General features: G+C 26.9%; 15 protein-coding genes. 14 read left to right on the top strand and 1 reads right to left on the bottom strand.

The genetic code is table 11. The features are described from left to right. The first annotated feature begins 296 nt into the window (after positions 1-296). From AYC61_RS18660 to AYC61_RS18685, 6 genes are all read left to right on the top strand, one after another. Positions 297-935 carry a lytic transglycosylase domain-containing protein gene (locus AYC61_RS18660; RefSeq protein WP_066506677.1) on the top strand — a complete coding sequence of 213 codons (639 nt, stop codon included), beginning with the start codon at positions 297-299 and terminating at the stop codon, positions 933-935. A 291-nt stretch (positions 936-1,226) separates the two neighbouring features. Next, complete coding sequence (locus AYC61_RS18665; protein ID WP_066506684.1) at positions 1,227-2,624, top strand: DUF4097 family beta strand repeat-containing protein; 1,398 nt, start codon at positions 1,227-1,229, stop codon at positions 2,622-2,624. 62 nt (positions 2,625-2,686) lie between these two features. Beyond that, complete coding sequence (locus AYC61_RS18670; protein ID WP_066506685.1) at positions 2,687-3,259, top strand: RNA polymerase sigma factor; 573 nt, start codon at positions 2,687-2,689, stop codon at positions 3,257-3,259. Next, the gene (locus AYC61_RS18675) at positions 3,249-3,707 is read left to right on the top strand and encodes an anti-sigma factor family protein (protein WP_066506686.1); all 459 of its coding nucleotides are present in this window, start codon (positions 3,249-3,251) and stop codon (positions 3,705-3,707) included. The genes AYC61_RS18670 and AYC61_RS18675 overlap by 11 nt, the downstream gene beginning before the upstream one ends. A gap of 84 nt (positions 3,708-3,791) precedes the next feature. Beyond that, positions 3,792-4,481: a B-box zinc finger protein gene (locus tag AYC61_RS18680; protein WP_066506688.1), complete on the top strand. Its 690-nt coding sequence runs from the start codon at positions 3,792-3,794 to the stop codon at positions 4,479-4,481. 192 nt (positions 4,482-4,673) lie between these two features. Further along, positions 4,674-5,711 (top strand): hypothetical protein, encoded by a 1,038-nt coding sequence (locus AYC61_RS18685; RefSeq protein ID WP_066506689.1) that lies wholly within the window; start codon positions 4,674-4,676, stop codon positions 5,709-5,711. Positions 5,712-5,770: 59 nt separating this feature from the next. Here AYC61_RS18685 and AYC61_RS18690 read toward each other — a convergent pair whose 3' ends face one another. Further along, complete coding sequence (locus AYC61_RS18690; RefSeq protein ID WP_066506692.1) at positions 5,771-6,241, bottom strand: hypothetical protein; 471 nt, start codon at positions 6,239-6,241, stop codon at positions 5,771-5,773. A gap of 157 nt (positions 6,242-6,398) precedes the next feature. On the opposite strand from AYC61_RS18690, the gene AYC61_RS18695 reads away from it, so the two are divergent. The 8 genes from AYC61_RS18695 to AYC61_RS18730 all read left to right on the top strand — a co-directional run bounded on the left by AYC61_RS18695 (position 6,399) and on the right by AYC61_RS18730 (position 16,026). Continuing rightward, positions 6,399-6,917 carry an amidase domain-containing protein gene (locus tag AYC61_RS18695; protein WP_066506695.1) on the top strand — a complete coding sequence of 173 codons (519 nt, stop codon included), beginning with the start codon at positions 6,399-6,401 and terminating at the stop codon, positions 6,915-6,917. Positions 6,918-6,979: 62 nt separating this feature from the next. Next, positions 6,980-8,773: a B12-binding domain-containing radical SAM protein gene (locus AYC61_RS18700; protein ID WP_066506698.1), complete on the top strand. Its 1,794-nt coding sequence runs from the start codon at positions 6,980-6,982 to the stop codon at positions 8,771-8,773. 7 nt (positions 8,774-8,780) lie between these two features. Beyond that, complete coding sequence (locus AYC61_RS18705; RefSeq protein WP_066506703.1) at positions 8,781-9,914, top strand: tetratricopeptide repeat protein; 1,134 nt, start codon at positions 8,781-8,783, stop codon at positions 9,912-9,914. A 400-nt stretch (positions 9,915-10,314) separates the two neighbouring features. After that, entirely contained in the window at positions 10,315-10,638 is a 324-nt protein-coding gene (locus AYC61_RS21470) for a hypothetical protein (protein ID WP_156456527.1), read from the top strand. 157 nt (positions 10,639-10,795) lie between these two features. After that, positions 10,796-11,698, top strand: coding sequence for a bifunctional enoyl-CoA hydratase/phosphate acetyltransferase (locus AYC61_RS18715; RefSeq protein WP_156456528.1), 903 nt, complete (start codon positions 10,796-10,798; stop codon positions 11,696-11,698). 78 nt (positions 11,699-11,776) lie between these two features. Next, positions 11,777-13,549, top strand: a complete 1,773-nt coding sequence (gene iorA, locus AYC61_RS18720) for an indolepyruvate ferredoxin oxidoreductase subunit alpha (protein WP_066506714.1) — start codon at positions 11,777-11,779, stop codon at positions 13,547-13,549. Between the two features lies 1 nt (position 13,550). Beyond that, positions 13,551-14,129, top strand: coding sequence for an indolepyruvate oxidoreductase subunit beta (locus tag AYC61_RS18725; RefSeq protein ID WP_066506716.1), 579 nt, complete (start codon positions 13,551-13,553; stop codon positions 14,127-14,129). A gap of 250 nt (positions 14,130-14,379) precedes the next feature. Then, positions 14,380-16,026 carry a glycosyl hydrolase family 18 protein gene (locus AYC61_RS18730; RefSeq protein ID WP_066506719.1) on the top strand — a complete coding sequence of 549 codons (1,647 nt, stop codon included), beginning with the start codon at positions 14,380-14,382 and terminating at the stop codon, positions 16,024-16,026. Positions 16,027-16,102 lie beyond the last annotated feature (76 nt).

The raw sequence follows: 16,102 nt of genomic DNA on the forward strand, positions 1-16,102 counted from the left end.
AAAAGAATATTGTTCATAATATACCCCTTTCATTTTTTATAAATTTAACCCTGATTATTCATATAACTTTGAATAATATGCTGTAAGTTTCTGAATTAGAAGATTTCAGTGAATTCGCAGGCATACCGAGTATGCCTGCCATTTAATGGACATCTTTCGCCTTGTTATAATCAGAAGGATACAGTAGAGTATTTAATTTTCTATTAATAATCTGGGCATTATAATATTAAATAATTATTGACTTGAATAAAATTATATTATATAATTTGTTTCGTGCTGTTTAAGGAGGGAAAAATATGGATAAAAAAATTATTATTAGCATACTTATAATACTTGTTTTAGTTAGCAGTACAGTATTTGGGATGAGAATTAATAATAGTATAGATATAAATTATGATATTTCTAGTAATAATACTGTTAGCACAGTTATTGTTCCTAATATAATTGAAAAAATTAGTTTATTAAATTATATTAAACAAAAAGCTGGATTTAATGATGAAAATGCACAATTTCTAATAAATATATGTGAGGAAAAAAGTTTAGATATATTTACTGTATTAGCTATAATGAAAGTTGAAAGCAACTTTTGTCATAACGTTGTTGGTAATTCTGGAGAAAAAGGAATAGGTCAAGTTATGGATAATACCGCTAGACTAACTGCCAAAAGACTAAATATAGAGTATAAACCTGAATATCTATATGACATAAAGTATAATATAACATTATTTACAGAGCATTTAAAATACTTAAAAGATAAATATGATAATGATATTCATAAAATGTTAACAGCTTATAATAGAGGCAGAGGAGGTCTACAAAAATATATGGCTTCAAGAGCAAACTATAAAAGACCTCAAGAAAGCTCTTATTCAAAAAAAGTTATTAAATTTATGAATCTTTATACTTATGAATTTGAAAAAGAAATAGTTAAATGATCTGGTGGCTACCATTTAATGATGGTGGCCTTTTAATTATGTAGAAAACCTCAATCTTTTATATAGAGTGAATCCCCTACGCCTAAGAATGAAGTGTGTAGAAGCTTCAGTTTAATGTAATGTCATATGCTTTTTGTAACTATAAAAAATGTAAGCTTAAAATATATTTCATTAGTTTTTTATACAATATGAAAAAAATAAATAAATTTGAAGGGTATAAATAATAAACTATGTCTATATTACTGAAGTACTTAAGTATTTAAGAAAAGTCATGGAGTTTGGAGGTTAATTATGGTAAAGAAAAGGATTGGAATTATTACGTTAGCTATTACATTTATATTAGTGGGCATATTTTTTCTAATAGAACAATTCATAAACTTTGACATTAGATTTGTTTTATCAATATTATGGCCTATAATAATTATCTTATTGGGACTTGAAATATTATTTACTAAATTAATAGCTGATAATAGTAAAAAAGAAATTAAATATGTCTATAGTAAATCAAGTATTGTATTTATAATTATTGCAGTATTAGTTATAAGTGCGTTGAGCAATTTTGATTCGGTTTTTTCAATTAATGATACTATTGGATTTTTTAGCGATATGTATAAATATCATTCTGAATATAACAGAGAATTTAATATTCAATTATCAGATCAAGAATTAGTTGAATTATATAATAATCATGGTAAAATTAATGTGCGCAAAGGTGATGTTAAAGACCTAAAAGTTACAGCAAGTATAAGTATTGATAATAATGATGAAGAATATACTAATGCATTTGTTGATAGGTTAATACAAATAAATGAGGATAATGATTACATTCTAATCAAAACAAGTATAGATAATTATGATAGACGATTAATTAAAAATTTAGAGGTTAATTATAATATAATATTACCTAGAGATATACAACTAAATGTAGAAAATTCATATGGCGAAATTAGAGTAAAAGATAATAATAAAAAAATAGAATTAAAAAACAGACATGGAGATGTTATTGTATCAAATGTAAAAAGTATAGACGTTAAAAATTCATATGGGGATATTGAAATTAGTAATATTAGTGATGATGTAAAGCTTAGCAATAGACATGGAAAGATTACTGTTAATAATGTAAAAGGTAAGGTTAATGTTTCAAATGAATATGGTGAAATAAAATTAGAAGAATTACAAGATGTGAATGTAACATCATTACATGAGAGCGTTTATGTATCAAATATTAAAGGTAGTTTAAAAATAGATTCAAAATATGCTGAAATTACAGTTGCTAGGGTTGATAAAGATGTTGAAATAAACACTAATAATGAAGATGTTAAAATAGAAGATGTAAATGGATCTTGTAAAATCACAAATAAGCATGGAGATATTACAGCTGTAAATCTTAAAAAAGCTGTAGATATTGATAATAGCAATGGTTTAATTGACATTAGATTTGACGATATTAATCATAGTCTTGTAAGAATAAATAATAAACATGGGAATGTAGATTTCAGCATAAATGAAAATCAGGGCGGACAATTATTGTTCTATACAAATCGAAACATAGTTGATTTTTTAAATGAGACAGAATTGAATGTACAAAGAGAAGATAACAAGCAAATTGTTAATAAAACTATCAATGATGATAAGGCCAAATTTGACATAAAAGTCATAAATGGAGACATTAATATAATCAAACCCTAATTTGTGTATAATTATAAAAATATTGGGTTAATTAAGGCGTGTATTTATTGGGGGAATGATTCTTGGATGAAGAAAAAGCTTTGCGACGAGTCAAGGATGGATTTCATGAAGATTTTGAAATTATAGTAGATTTATATAAGAACAGAGTTTTTTCTATGGCTTATAGTTACACAAAAGATTATGTAGAAGCTCAAGATTTAGCACAGGAGATTTTTATAAAGGTTTTTAAAGGCATTAATAACTTTAGATTTGATAGTAAATTTTCTACATGGCTTTATAGAGTTGCTGTAAATTTGTGTATAGATTGGGCTAAGAAAAAACGGTTAAAAATAGTAGATGATTCAGAAAAGCTACTAGCTAAAGTTATAGATAATAAAAACTTACCACAGGAGTGCATTTTGGAAAACGAGCAAAAACAAGATGTACATAAAGCTATAAGTGAGCTTCCTGAAATATATAAATCTGTTATTATCCTATATCATTTTAACAACATTAGTTATAATCAAATATCAACAATACTTGATATACCCGTAAAAACAGTTGAAACTAGACTATACAGAGCAAGACGTAAACTAAAAGAAATATTATATAGCAAAAGCAAAAGTAAAGATGGAGGTGATTGTTTTGAAATGTGAAGATTTTTCAAAAAAAATAAATGTATATCTTGAAAATACATTAGATGTCGAAGAAAAAATAGAAATGGAAGAACATTTAGATAGTTGTAATTTATGTAGAAATAAAGTTGATAGTATGAACCATGTTTTCGAAACTTTATCAAATTTAGATTTATTATGCCCACCATCAGATTTTACACAAAATGTTATGAATGCTATTGGTAAAATAAGTGCCAAATCTAATTCTTGGAAGAAAAAGGCTTATAGACTTTGGGGTTCTAGTCTAGTTGCAGCGGGTCTATTGATATCTATTGTTAATATATCATTTGCTGATGCAAATATAGAAAGACATGTAGTAAATAATATAGTAATTAAGAGTCATGAGATAAATAGAAGTATTGATAAAAAAATAGAAAAAGTTTCAAATTTTATTGATGGTATATTTGATAGTTTAGATTTTTATGATTAAAAACTTGAATTATTTAAAGTTATATGAATAATCAGGGTTAAATTTTATTGTTAATATTAAATAGATATTGGAGGTATAAATAATATGAAATGCTATAAACATGATAAAAGCGATGCACAATATAGGTGCTTAAATTGTGGAAGACCAATTTGCAAAGAATGTTCCATAAACTATAAAGATCAAATCATATGTGATGAGTGTTACAAAGAGTTGATAAACAATGAAAACAAACAAAAAATAAACTTGAGCAAAAAAGAAGAATATACTAGTGAAGCTAGAGTTCATTACAGCTCATTTATGATATTTATTACATCATTTATTCCGGGAGCTGCTCATATGTATATGGGGTTAATGAATAAAGGTATACAGTTGTTAGCTTTATTTGCACTATGTATAGCATTAGGTGGAGAAATAGATTTTTTAATACTTGGTGCAGGAGCTGTTATTATATGGTTTTATAGTTTTTTTGATGCGCATCATGTTAAGAAAAAAATATTTATGGGTATAAAAGTGCAGGATGAAAATGTGTTAAACATAGATATGAATTTCGTTCGATCCTTGAACAAGAAAAAAGTAGGTTTAGGTTTAGTAATATTTGGAGGATATGTTTTATTAAAAAATATATTAAGCATTATCAGACGAATATTTGATTTTAATTTTTTATATACATTGACATATTCAATAGAAAAATCTATAATACCTATCTTATTAATAGTATTAGGTTTATTATTTATTAAAAGAGCTAAAACTGATATAGATTCATTTGATGAATAATATAGCAATATAAGAGATGTTTTGAAATGTTTTGAGTTATTACAAATTCATTCGTTTTGAAGCATCTTTTTATTTTATAAATAAAACTATTTAATAGTTTAAAATTCTTTATATCCGATTAACATATTGATATAATTTTGATATACTAAGTTATGTAAAATTAAAGTTATCAACTAAATTAGGAGGCATTAAATGTTAGAAGATAGAGTAAGAAATTTAGTATTGAATTCAACTATAGGTGATTGTTTGAAGTTTATGGAGAACGAAGACTATAATAAATATAAATTTTATCATAATAATCAATTATGTATATCATATATAACACAGCAAATGATAATTACGATAAAATCACTTATGCCATCAAAAGAAGATGTAAGTGTTAATGTTGATATACAAAGATTTATAAATGAGCTGAAGCTGTGGAGAGAGTATAGACAATCTGCGAATAATAGTTTATTAAAATATGACCATCCACAGTGCTATTGGAAGGAATATGATGACAGTGCTTGTGCTAGGGCTTTACCAATAGTGATTGTTAATAATGATTTTAAGATTATTATAAATGAAATAATAAAAACAACATTGCAAGTTACAGGAAATATAATTTCGTTATTAGAAACTATCAGTATAGCTAGAATATTTTATTTTATAGCAAATAAAAAAGAATTAGATTATGAAGAAATAATAGAGACAATTAAGCAAGATATTATTTATTTATCAATAAAAGATATAATTGAAAAAAATCAATTTGTATGTGATTTAAATACATATGATAATAAATATATAATAGTCTTTGAGAGAAGTAGAATAGAGTTATTAAATGTACTAAACGGAACAAATAGTGAAGCTCATTTTAAGGTATTATACAAATGTTTAGAGATAATAAAAAGTGGAAACAATTCCTTTGAAGATACGCAACCAGATTTTATTTATTATGCAATAATAAGCGGTATGAGCGGACAAACATTACAAAATGAATTTGTTAATAAAGCTTTTATCAATAATTTAATTTCATATATGCTAAAATTAAGAAAAGGACGTATAAGCCCTGAACAATTAGAAATAAAAAAAAACTTATATCCAGAAGTTTATAACTTTAAAGAAAGACAAGAATTTTACCATTCTTTGTTAAATAAGTGCATAGTTATAAGCAAAAGTGAAAATAGAAATGGAATAAAGATGTTAATTCAAAACAAGTTTGCAAAATATGGGTTTTGTAAGGAGTTTTAATAATAGCAGATATTTATGTAAAAAGCCCAATTTTAGTATTGCCAACTTGGGCATTTGAACTAAGATTTTAATTCTATTTTTCCACTATGTTCTTTTATTTTAGAAAATAACAGATTTATATTATTTATTATTGCATAAAGAGATTGAATATCTTCTTTTGAAATATTGTAATACAAGAAAAGATCATCAAATGCTTTAACACTTTCTGATAATTTTATTATGAAATCTATAAAATCGTCAAAATTATTGCTATTAGCAGCATTTTTAAATTGTTTGATATCATAAATTATAGCATCTACAACTTCTTCTTCTGAATTAAATGTTCCTGCTCCTATAACATATGGTTTAATTCTTTCGAGATAATATGTGTTGTCTTCATTTACGTGATAAAAATAAGTTAATTTTAATTTGTTATTTAGTCTGTATTTTATAAGGAACATTACTCCTTCAATAGCGATTACAGTACATCCGATTTCTCTAAGTTTTTCTATACATGTCTGGTGTTTTATTTGCCTAACAGTCATAATCATAAAAATTCCTCCTTTTTAGTATTATAACTATTTATTCAAAAATTGATACAAAAATTTTATACCAAGTCGTTAGTTCAGGTTGAATATAAAATTGTAATAGTGTATAGTACATATATGCTGTGGTATTCCTAATATATATATTAGGAGGTATTTTAATATGGAGTATAATTTTGACAAGCATCATACGGGCATATTCCCATATAATAGAAACAAAGCATATCAATACATGAAAAGATGGGCTTTTTTAAGGAATAATAAATATTATGATTTTGAAAATCTTGGAGGTGACTGTACTAACTTTGTATCTCAGATATTACATTTTGCTGGTAGCCCCATGAATTATTATAGATGGTTTTATAGAGATATCAACAGTAGATCTCCTTCATGGACTTCGGTAGAAGATTTTTATAAATTTTTAATTAGCAATAAAGGCGTAGGTCCTATAGGTAGAGAAGTAAGTATAAAAGAAGTAGATATTGGAGATATTATACAAATAAAATTTCCTAAAAAAGAAAATTATACTCATTCAGCTGCAATATCATATATTGATGAGTTTAAAACACCTGAGTATATATATATATCAGCACATTCTGTAGATAGATTCGATTATAGATTATCAAATTATACCTATGATAAACTTAGATTTATAGCCATTGATGGATACAGAGTAAAATAGATAGACTTAATTATGATAAATAATACAAATGATATATACTATCAAACAAGAGGAGATAAAATATGAATATACTACTTACAACATTAAATTCAAAATACATCCATTCTTCTTTAGCATTAAGGTATTTAAAGAGTATGTGTAAGGATATAGATGTAAATATTAGTATAGAAGAATTTACAATAAACAATAATACAGATTTTATAGTTAGAGAAATATATAGAAAGAAACCAGATGTAATAGGATTTTCTTGTTACATATGGAATATAGAAATAATAAAAGAAATAGCTTATAAAATAAAAAAATCATTACCTGATGTAAAGATAATTTTTGGAGGACCAGAGGTATCTTTTGATTGTGAACAGCTTATGCAAGACTTTGAGTTTATAGATTATATTATTTGTGGAGAAGGAGAATTTACGTTTAAAGACTTGATACTAAGATTAAATACCAACGACTATAATCTAAATACTGTAGAAGGACTTGTATATAGGCAAAATAATGAAATAATAAAGAACAAGCCTAGAGCATTAATAGAAAACCTTGATGAAATACCATCTCCATATTATGAAGACTTGAGCGACTTAAAAGATAGAATAGTATATTTTGAAAGCTCAAGAGGTTGCCCGTTTAACTGTAAGTTTTGTTTATCTTCAGTATTAAAGGGAACTAGATATTTTTCTATAGAAAGAATAAAAAAGGAATTAAAAAAATTAATAGACGCAGAAGTAAGACAGGTTAAATTTGTTGATAGAACTTTTAATACTAATAAACAATTTGCAATAACAATAATGAAATACATAATACAGCAGAATGTTAAAAATATAAATTTTCATTTTGAGGTTACAGCACATATACTAGATGATGAAATGCTAAACTTCCTCAAAGATGTCCCAAAAGGATTATTTCAATTTGAAATAGGAGTTCAATCAACTAATGAAAAAGTAATAAAAGGAGTAAATAGAACAACAGACTTTAATAAATTGAGTGAAGTAGTAAAGCTTATTAATTCATATAACAATATACATCAACATCTAGATTTGATAGCAGGCTTACCATATGAAGATTTTGAAAGTTATAAAAAATCATTTAATGATGTTTATAGACTTCGACCTGAAAAACTCCAATTAGGTTTTTTAAAGCTTTTAAAAGGAACACAATTAAGAGCAGAGAAAGATATACATGGATTTGTTTTTTATGATAAACCTCCTTATGAAGTTATGTTTAACAAATATATAAGCTTTGAAGAAATGAGTAAAATAAAAGAAATAGAAGAGATAGTTGAAAGATATTCAGATGAAGATTATTTTAAATTCACACTAGATTTTTTAATTAATAATTTTTACAAAGAACCATTCGATTTCTTTGAGGATTTATCAAATTATTGGTTGGAAAATGAATACAACAAAGTATCTCATAGTAAAAACAAGTTATATGTAATAATTGATAAATTCTATAAATATAAAGGTTATGAACATTATGATATTTTTAATCAATTAATCAAATATGACTATTTATCAGGCAATAAAAATCCTGTTATACCTTCTTTTATGATTAGAAAAGATGAGAATGTAATTTTAAGACAAAGACATACATTTTTAAAAGAAAGTAATAACATAAATGAATACTCAGATAATTCAAATAAGCCTGTAAAAAAACTAATAAATGAAATGCATTTTGAAAAATTTAATGTAGATGTATTGGAATTATCCAAAAGAGGATTTGCCATAGAGGATGTACAATCTTATAATAAAGAAGTTGTATTATTGTTTAAATATCTAAGTGGTAAAAATTCCTTTGACAGATGCAAAGTTTTCGATGTAACAGATGAATTTGAAAAATTAATAAAGGAAAGGTAAGAAAAATATGATAAAGAATATTGAAGAATTTTATTCACAAAAATTAGAGAACATTACTTTTATAGAACTAAAGCCAAATGCAAATGTAACAATTTCCGATAGTAAATTAAAAACTAATATACCATATCCAATGTTAATGAATAACTTAATTTCTGAAATAAAAGAAAAACGTGCTCAAGACGAAATAAAGTTAGAATTGTTAATAGAGGGAATGATATATACAGTTGCAGTAGATCCAAAATTTAAATATGTCAAGGACTATATAGATGAGCTTGTTCATATTTATAAAGATATAGAAAAATATTTATTATACAAGGGATTTGGTTATTTAAAAGATGAAAAAATTGATGATGCTTTAATATATTTTAAAGCTATAACAGTTATCAATCCTGATAATGCTAAAGGCTTATATAATTATAGTTTGACCTTAGAAAAAGTAGCAGTAAATAAGCTTAAATACAATAAAAATAAAGAAGCGAAAATTTTTCTAAGAGAATCTACATCAATATTAGAGGACATACTCGATATAGATAGTGAATTTGAATTGACTTATTATAAGCTTGGTTTTCATTATAAACATGCAAAACAATTTAAGAAAGCTGATATTGTGTGGGAAAAATTCTTAGATATGTCTAAAGATCAAGATTTAATCGAAGAGATACAGACAAATTTAAATGCAATAAAAGATGATGTAGATTATGAAGAAGGTTATAATTACGTATTGATGGGTTATCCACAAAAGGGATTAGAAATATTACTTGAATTAAAAGAAAAGTATACTGATTGGTGGAATTTATTGTTTATGATAGGACTAGCTTATAGACAATTAAATGATTATTCATCAGCAATAAAAGAATTTGAAAATGTAATAGCAATAAATCCAAAGCAGCTTGATACACTAAATGAACTTGCAATGTGTTACGCTGCGGTAGGAAGCTTAGATTCTGCTATAGAAAAAATAAATTTAGCAATAGCAATAAAGCCAGATGATGCTGAATTACTTTGTAATAGGGGTATGATATTATTAAACTTTGGTAAAATTAAGGAAGCAGAAACAGACATATTAAAAGCCTATGAAATTAATCCAAACGATGAAGTGAATATAACATGTAAGAAACAGCTTGAGAGTTTAGTGAAATAGTTTAAAACGTAGTATAATGCTACGTTTTTTATTTTTAATAGACAAATTTTTAGATAATTGTTAAAAGTTAAATATTATGAATTATTAATTATTGGTTATATATTGATGAAACGTTTACAAACTTATAAAAAAGAAATATAATTAATAAATGATGGATATAAATACATAGAAAGGAAGATGTGGCATGATTGAATTTATTAAATTAAATTGGAAAGCTTTAATACTGCCTCCGTCCAAAATTTTTTTAGTTAAAAGTTTTATATTTTGCACAATAATATTATTTTTTGGTTACTTCATTTTTAAAATCAGAAAATTTTGGTACAACCTTAGCAAATTTTATAAGCGAAGTATAATAAAAATTTGTCTTGTTTCATATATAGGTAATAGACTACCGCCTATAATGATGAGTTTATACGTAAGATTTGCATATGAATCTGAAAACTATCATTTTATTGAACTTATTGATATTGTAAAAAGCTTTGTATTTATAATTACATTTATTATTATGATAACTCTCAATAATCGTATTACATTTAAACAATTACGCAAAAACGATAAAGAGTTCCATAAAACTATTGATTATAGGGGAGAAGTAATTGTTAATGGTCGGATTTATAGACATGAAGATAAAGGATTTGCGGTACCATTTCTAATATTCACAACAACAGTTTTAACATTCCCATGGATGTATATATTTAAAAAGCTGCTGCCCTATTATATATAATAAATATTACAATTTTTTTTAATACTTCAAAAAATATTTGAAGTATTAAAATTTTGTGTTAAAATATAGAGTGAGAACATAAAAAGATAACAATTTTATTGTTATAACTTACATAAGTGTATTATTTCAGAATAAATAGTTGTAAAGGGGTGAAATATTGAATAGTTTAAACGAATTAATTACAAAAGCTCAAGATCAACCAACAAAAACATTAGCAGTAGCTGCACCGCAAGACAAAGAAGTATTGCAGGCAGTTGTAGAAGCTGCAAATATGGGTATTGTTCGCCCTATATTAATAGGAGATATAGAAGAAACTAAAAGAATAGCTAATGAATTAAATATTAATATTGATGATTATGAGACAGTACAAACAAAGGATTTAAAAGAATCAGCAGAGGTTGCTGTAAAGTATGTTAGCAGTAATAAAGCAGATTTTGTCATGAAAGGTTTAATAGACACATCAATATTATTAAAAGAGGTTCTTAACAAAGAATATGGTCTCAGAACTGATAGCTTGTTAAGTCATGTTATGGTATATGAAGTACCAAATTATCATAAGTTACTTTTCTTAACAGATGGTGGTATGAATATAAGTCCAAATGAAGAACAAAAAATTAAAATTATAAAAAATGCAGTAAAGGCAAGTAGAATTTTAGAAAAAGATGAAATTAAAGTTGCAATACTGGCAGCTAAAGAAAAAGTAAACGAAAAAATGCAGGCAACAGTAGATGCAGGTAACATTAAACAGAAGTACTTAGAAGGATATTTTGAAAAAGGTGTTATAGTAGAAGGTCCTATGGCGTTAGACTTAGCAATTTCTAAAGATGCCGCTAAGATTAAAAATTATAAAAGTCCTGTAGCAGGTGATGCAGATATATTAGTAGTGCCAAACATTGAAATGGGTAATGGTATAGGAAAAACACTAACATATTTTGCAGGCAGTCTCTCAGCAGGAATAATAATGGGAGCAAAAGCTCCAGTTGTTTTGGTTTCAAGAGCAGATTCGCATCAAGCTAAACTAAATTCCATAGCTCTAGGAAGTTTGATTTCAGCAGTATAAGACGTAAGATATCCCCCACCTCTATAAGTGGCGGGTACCATGTTATGATGTATACAAATAATAAAGGGGTGATGTATAATGAAGAAACTGTTAACAGGAAATGAAGCAGTAGCTAGAGGAGCGTATGAAGCAGGAGTAACCTTAGCTTCAGCATATCCTGGAACACCAAGTACAGAGATATTAGAAAATATAGCAAATTACAAGGAAATATATTCTGAGTGGACACCAAATGAAAAAGTAGCACTAGAAGTCGCTTTAGGAGGAGCAATAGCTGGCGCTAGAAGTATAGCTGCAATGAAACATGTTGGAGTTAACGTAGCAGCAGACCCATTATTTACAGTAGCATATACAGGAGTTAATGGTGGTCTTGTATTAGTATCAGCTGATGATCCTGGAATGCATAGTTCACAAAATGAACAAGATAACAGATACTATGCAAAAAGTGCAAAGTTTCCTATGCTTGAACCTAGTAATAGTGAAGAGGCAAAGGATTTCACAAAACTTGCATATGAAATTAGTGAAGAGTATGATGTACCAGTTTTATTAAGACTTACAACTCGTATCTGTCATAGTAAAGGTTTAGTAGCATTTGAAGACAGAAAAGAAGTAGAAATGAAAAAGTACGAAAAGAACATAAAAAAATATGTGGCATCTCCTGCAAATGGAAGAGTTATGCATGTTGAATTAGAAAAGAAACTTAAAAGATTAGAAGAATACAGCAATAAAATTTCAATAAATAAAGCAGAATATAACGATACAAAAATAGGTGTAATAACATCAGGTGTAGCTTATGAGTATTCAAAAGAAGTCTTTGGAGATGATGTATCTTTCTTAAAATTAGGCTTTACATTCCCTGTTCCAAAAGACTTAATAAAAGAATTTGCTTCAAAAGTTGACAAACTATACGTTATAGAAGAATTAGAGCCTTATCTTGAGTCAGAAATAAAAGCAATGAAAATTGATGTAATAGGAAAAGATATAATACCTATAACAGGCGAACTTAATCCTGATATAATAGCAGAAGCAGTTTTTGGACAAAAAAGAGCATCAGTAGAAAAAAATGAAGAAAAAATAATTGCAAGACCTCCTACAATGTGTGCTGGCTGTCCTCATAGAGGTTTCTTCTATGAATTAAGCAAGAGAAAAGATTTAATCGTAACAGGTGATATTGGTTGTTATACATTAGGTTCAGCACCTCCATTAAATGCAATAGAAACATGTATTTGTATGGGTGCTAGCATTAGTTCAGCACATGGTATTGCAAAAGCATACAAGCAAAATAATAGACAGCAGAAAGTATTTAGTGTTATTGGAGATTCAACTTTCTTCCATTCAGGAATGACTGGACTATTAGATATAGTGTATAACAAAGGTAATGTAACAACAGTTATATTAGATAACAGAATAACAGGAATGACAGGACATCAAGAAAATCCTGGTACAGGCTATACATTGATGGGAGAGCAAACAGAAGCAGTCGATTTGGGAAAATTAGTAAATGCAATAGGAATAAAACATGTAGATATTATAAATCCATTAGATTTAGAGCAATGTAAAAATGCTATAGATAAAGCAATGAAGATAAATGAACCATCAGTAATAATTACTAAATGGCCATGTGCACTTAAAAAATATACAAACGCAGAAAAAGAAGAATATGAACTAGATAGACAAAAATGCGTAGTTGATTCTGAAGTTTGTAAGAAATGTAAAATGTGCTTGAAGGTTGGCTGTCCAGCTATATCATTCAACGAAGAAACAGGTGCTGTAATAGATCAAGCTATGTGTGTTGGATGTGATGTATGTTCTCAAGTTTGTCCATTCGATGCAATAAAAAAGGTGGGTGAATAATATGTGTGAAGTAAAAAATATACTATTAGTTGGTGTTGGAGGTCAAGGAATCATACTTGCTAGTAAAATATTAGCAACAGGTTTGATTGATGCTGGCTACGATGTAAAAATGTCAGAGGTTCATGGTATGGCACAGCGTGGAGGTAGTGTTACTACTCAAGTAAGATATGGTAAAAAAGTACATTCGCCTATAATAGGAAAAGGTCAAGCAGATATAGTAGTTGCTTTTGAAAGAATGGAAGCAATGAGATGGATAGATTATTTAAAACCAGATGGTGTAGTTGTAATAAATGATTATGAAATTCCATCTGTACCAATATTAACAGGCGAGTGCAGTTATCCGGATGGAATAATCGAAGATTTGAAGCAAAAAGTCGAAACAAAAGTGATAAATGCAGCTGCAAGTGCATTAGAGATAGGGAATATAAGGACACAGAATATTATAATGCTTGGCGGCTTAGTGAATGCTATAGATATCAAAGATATTGACTGGGATAAAGCTATAGAGCAAAATGTAAAAGAAAAATTCATAGATATAAATAAAAAAGCATTTAAAAAAGGAATGGAATTAGTAAACTAGATAATTGATACATGTTTTCCTTAAAGGGATTATCTTAAACATATTGAGATAGTCCCTTTTATATTTTGTTAATTTTGAAGTACATATATTATCTAAATAAGTCTTTAATACTAATATGATATATATACCTTAGAATAATAGAACATTTAAGTAATCTAAAGGATATTTGTAACAAATTATTAATATTACGCTAATTTAATTTGTAATATAATGAAATAAGAGCATAACTTAAAATGGGGGACAGAAGACTATGAAGAAAATTTTCTATAGTTTATTAATTATCATAGCTTTAGCAGTTTATATTATTGTTTATAAGACAAATCTTGTGGCAGAACCTGTCTTTAATTCGGGTCAAGATATCAAAGTAATGATAGAAGGTAAAGAAGTAATGTGTGACCCCATGCCTATAAATGATGAAGATGAAATATTTTTAGATATAAATACAGTAAAAGACTATTTAAAAATGGACGTGCTTTGGGATGAAGAGAAGAAAATATTAGTCTATTGTAACAATGATGAAGTAATAAGAATTTATTATAATACAAATGAAATAAAAATAAATAGAATGACAACAACAATAAACGATATTTTAAAGATGTTTGAAGGTACACCTATAATATCATCAAACTTTATTCATGAATATACTGATTATAAAATCAAATATATTAGTGAATCAAAAACATACATAATAGATAAACCCAATACAGCGATGAATGCCAAAGTTTTAAATGGAACAAGGTTAAGAAAAGAACCAAGTATATGGGCAAAAGTAGTAGATAAGATTAATTCAAGTAGTGATATTTATGTTTACAAAAGATATAATAAATGGTCATATATAAGAGATGAGAAAGGATATTTTGGGTTTATAAAAAATTCAGATTACAAAATATCTAAAACAGAACCTCAAATAAGAGAAAAAAAGGTTAGCATAGATAAAAAGAATGATGGTGAACTAATAAGTATAACATGGGATTATATTGGTAGAAAACAAAATAAAATAGGTAAGTTGGAGAAGATAGAAGGGTTAGATGTTTTATGTCCTACATGGTTTTCTGTAATAGATGAAAAAGGCAAAATTTATAACAAGGCTTCTATAGAATACTCAAAAGAAGCTCACAGAGTTGGCTACAAGGTTTGGGGGTTAGTTAATAATAGTTTTAAACCCAAATTAACATCAAAGATTCTAAATGATACTATAATAAGAGAGAAAGTCATAAATAATATTATAGATTTAGCCATTATATATGAATTAGACGGCATAAACATAGACTTCGAAAATGTATATCTGAAAGATAAAGATATGTTTACACAATTTATAAAAGAACTATATCCAATATGTAAAGAGAAAGATTTAAAACTATCAATTGATGTTACAATAAAATCCAAAAGCGAGAATTGGTCAATGTTTTATGATAGAGTAGCTTTAGGAAAGGTTGTTGATTATATGATTCTAATGGCATATGATGAACATTGGGCAAGCTCTCCTACAAGTGGTTCAGTAGCGTCTTTACCTTGGGTTGAAAGAGGTCTGAAAAATCTATTAACAATGGTGGACAAAGAAAAAGTAATATTAGCAGTTCCTTTTTATACAAGATTATGGGAAGAAGAAAAACAAGGGGTTGAGGTCAAAGTTTCATCCAGAGCTCTATCAATGAAAAGAATAGAAGATATATTAGAAAAAAAAGAAGCAGAGGTAAAGTGGGATGATGATAGCAAACAAGATTATTCAGAATACATTGATGGCAACAGCACATATAAAGTTTGGCTTGAAAATGAAAACTCATTAAAGCAAAGAATTGATTTAGTAAAGAAATACAAAATAAAAGGATTAGCATCATGGAGAAAAGGTTTTGAAAGAAAAGAAATGTGGAATGTTATTAAAGAAACATTAAAATAGCAATAGATAATCTAGCTGCCCCATAAAATGTTTTTTAAACAAATTATGGGGCAGCTTTTTTATGTGTGCCCAGCAT

It is taken from the genome of Abyssisolibacter fermentans, assembly GCF_001559865.1.
In the GTDB taxonomy this organism is placed as follows: Bacteria; Bacillota; Clostridia; order Tissierellales; family MCWD3; genus Abyssisolibacter; species Abyssisolibacter fermentans.